The organism is Tardiphaga sp. (assembly GCF_044340795.1).
Taxonomy (GTDB): Bacteria; Pseudomonadota; Alphaproteobacteria; order Rhizobiales; family Xanthobacteraceae; genus Tardiphaga.
In genome coordinates this window covers 1-2,906 of sequence record NZ_JBIISY010000427.1, presented here as the reverse complement: position 1 = coordinate 2,906, position 2,906 = coordinate 1, and the positions used below count along the sequence as shown (strand labels likewise).

At 64.6% G+C, this 2,906-nt stretch carries 3 protein-coding genes; all 3 read right to left on the bottom strand.

The features are described 5' to 3' along the window. Window positions 1-1,395, bottom strand: a 1,395-nt coding sequence (locus ACIQ17_RS32665; RefSeq protein ID WP_398473719.1) for a 3-hydroxyacyl-CoA dehydrogenase NAD-binding domain-containing protein, incomplete at its 3' end; no start/stop codon positions are given. 8 nt (window positions 1,396-1,403) lie between these two features. Next, a complete protein-coding gene (locus ACIQ17_RS32660; protein WP_398473717.1) occupies window positions 1,404-2,687 on the bottom strand; it encodes an acetyl-CoA C-acetyltransferase in 1,284 nt (427 codons plus the stop codon). Then, on the bottom strand, window positions 2,687-2,906 hold a 220-nt coding region (locus ACIQ17_RS32655; protein WP_398473716.1), incomplete at its 5' end, for an acyl-CoA dehydrogenase domain-containing protein. The genes ACIQ17_RS32655 and ACIQ17_RS32660, both read right to left, overlap by 1 nt.

The following is a 2,906-nucleotide window of genomic DNA, read 5'->3' as shown; positions in this document are numbered from 1 at the left end:
CTGCAGCCGCGACACCGGATTGAAGAAGTGCAGGCCGAGGAAGCGACCGGGATTGGCCAGCGACGATCGCAGGTCCTGCAGCGGGATGCTCGACGTGTTGGTGGCGAGAATCGCATCCGGCTTCATGCGCGGCTCGAGGCCGGCATAGACCTTCTGCTTGAGGTCGAGTTTCTCGGACACCGCCTCGATGATGAGATCGGCGCCGCGCACGCCCTCGCCGTCGAGATCCGGGATCAGGCGATCCAGCGTGTCGCGCTGGTCGGTCCGCTTGCGAACGATCTTTGCGTAAAGATCGGCAGCGCGCTTGATGGCGCCGGCGAGTGGCTCGGCCTTCATGTCGGCCAGCGTCACGCGAAGACCCTGATGCGCGCACCAGGCGGCGATGTCGCCGCCCATGGCACCGGCACCGATGACATGGACATGTTTGATGCCGCCATCACCCTCGCCGGCGATCTTCTTCATCGCCTCGCGCAGGAAGAAGACGCGGATCAGGTTCTGCGCCGTGGTCGTCACCATGAGGCGCGCGAAGGAGCGCTGCTCGGCCTTCAGCATCGCGGCACGGTCGCCGCCATGCTTCTCCCACAGATCGATCAGCGCATAGGGCGCAGGGTAATGCTCGCGCGGCGCCTGCTTGGAGGCTTCCGCCACCATGCGCGAGGCGAGGAAGCCGCGCACCGGCGAGAAGCTGAGCATCGGGATCAGCGGCGACGGCTTTGCGCGTTTGAGGCGGCCGAACACGGCGTCCTTCACGGCATTGCGGACGTGGCGCTCCTCGGTGACGGCATCGACGAGACCGATGGACTTCGCCTTGCGTGCATCAATCGTCTTGCCGGTCAGCATCATCGGCATCGCCTGCAATGGCGAGACCAGATGCGTGAAGCGCGCGGTGCCGCCGAGGCCGGGATGCAGGCCGAGCATCACTTCCGGAAAGCCGAAGCGCGCACCATCGATGGCGATGCGCATCTGGCAGGCCAGCGCGATTTCGAGACCGCCGCCGAGACAGAAGCCGTGAATGACGGCGACAGTCGGGATCTTCAGCGCCTCGAAGCGATCAACCACCACATGGGCACGGGCGATCTGCGCCTCGATGGCGACGGGATCGCTGCCGCGGAACTCGTTGATGTCGGCGCCGGCGATGAAGCCCGAGGTTTTCGCCGAGCGGATGACGATGCCGGTGGGACGCTGGGCTTCCAGTGCCGTCAGCACCATGTCGAATTCGGTCAGCACCTCTTCCGACAGCGTATTGGCGCTGGCATTGGCGCGGTCGAACAGCAGCCACGCCACGCCATCGGCGTCGCGGGTCAGCTTGAAATTGCGATAGGTGTCGCTCGCATCAGGAGTCGGCCCGAGTTCGAGCGAACGATCCTTGAGGGCGTCCAAGATTCTGCTTTCCATGACGCGCCTCACACCGTCTCGATCAACATCGCACCACCGAGCCCGCCGCCGATACATTCGGTGGCGATGCCGCGCCGGGTGCCGAGCCGCTTCATCGCATTGACGAGATGCAGCACGATGCGGTTGCCGGACGTGCCGACGGGATGGCCAAGGCTGATGGCACCGCCATCGACATTCAGCTTCGCATGATCGATCTCGCCGGCCGCGCCGTCGAGACCGAGGACCTCGCGGCAGAACTGCTCGTCCTTCCACGCGGCAAGACAGCCGAGCACCTGGGTGGCGAAAGCCTCGTTCAGCTCCCAGGTCTCGATGTCGTGGATGGTCATGTCGTTGCGCTTGAGCAGATCATGCGACGACAGCACCGGCCCGAGACCCATGATGGAGGGATCGAGCGCCGACCACTGGCTGTCGAGGATGACGGCCTTCGGCGTGAGCTTGTGTTTGACCACGGCCTCTTCGGACGCGAGGATCACCCAGGAGGCGCCATCGGTGATCTGGCTGGAATTGCCGGCGGTGACCTGGCCCCATGGGCGTTCGAACACCGGCTTGAGCATCGCCAGCTTGTCGGGCGAGGAATCCGGCCGCACGCCGTCGTCGTGATCGTAGAATTTGCCCTTGCGGTCGAAGGCAGTTTCGACCTCGCCCTTCAGCCAGCCGTTTTCCTGCGCACGCGCGAGGCGCTTGTGGCTTTCCGAGGCATAAGTATCTGCCTGCTGACGGGTGATGCCAAAGAGATGCCCGACCTTCTCGGCGGTCTGGCCCATATTCAGATCGGTGATGGGATCGGTCAGGCCGCGCTCAAGGCCGATCACCGGCTTGAAATGAGCCGGACGCGCCTTCGCGAAGGCGGCGAGTTTTGCAAGCGGTCCCTTGGCCATGGCGAGGCCGGCGAACCAGCGCACGCCGTTCTGCGGCCAGACCAGCGGCGCATGGCTGAGCGCTTCGGCGCCACCGGCAAGAATGAGATCGGCATTGCCCTCGCGGATATAGCGATAGCCGGTGTCGATCGACTGCATGCCGGAGCCGCAATTGATCTGCACGGTGAAGGCCACCGTGCGCTCGCCCATGCCGAGCCGGAGCGCGGCAACCCGGGCAGGGTTCATCTCGTCGGCGATGACATTGACACAGCCGAGGATCACCTGATCGAACGCGTCCGGCGCAAAAGGCTGTCGCGCCAGCAGCGGGCGGCCGCATTGCACGGCAAGATCAACCGGGGTGAACGGGCCGGGGCCGCTGCGCGCCTTCAGAAACGGCGTGCGGCTGCCGTCGACGATATAGACTGGTCTTGCCATCAGGATGCTGCTCGTTGATCACCAAGTTCCTGGAAAAACTGATGCACGTTATCGGACTTGGCCGCGAGCGGCGATAGATCTCCGGGTGCAAAATCGTCGACCTCGATCACCAGCTTGACGGCCTCGCGGGCAGCTTCCAGCCGCTCGCCTTCCGCCTGGGTAATCACACCCTGTGCCACGGCCTGCTTCCAGTCCTTCAATTTCGCGGTTCGGATGCGC

Coding starts and splice junctions, on each gene's coding strand:
- ACIQ17_RS32660 (WP_398473717.1), bottom strand. CDS start 2,687: ATGGCAAGACCAGTCTATATCGTCGACGGCAGCCGCACGCCGTTTCTG.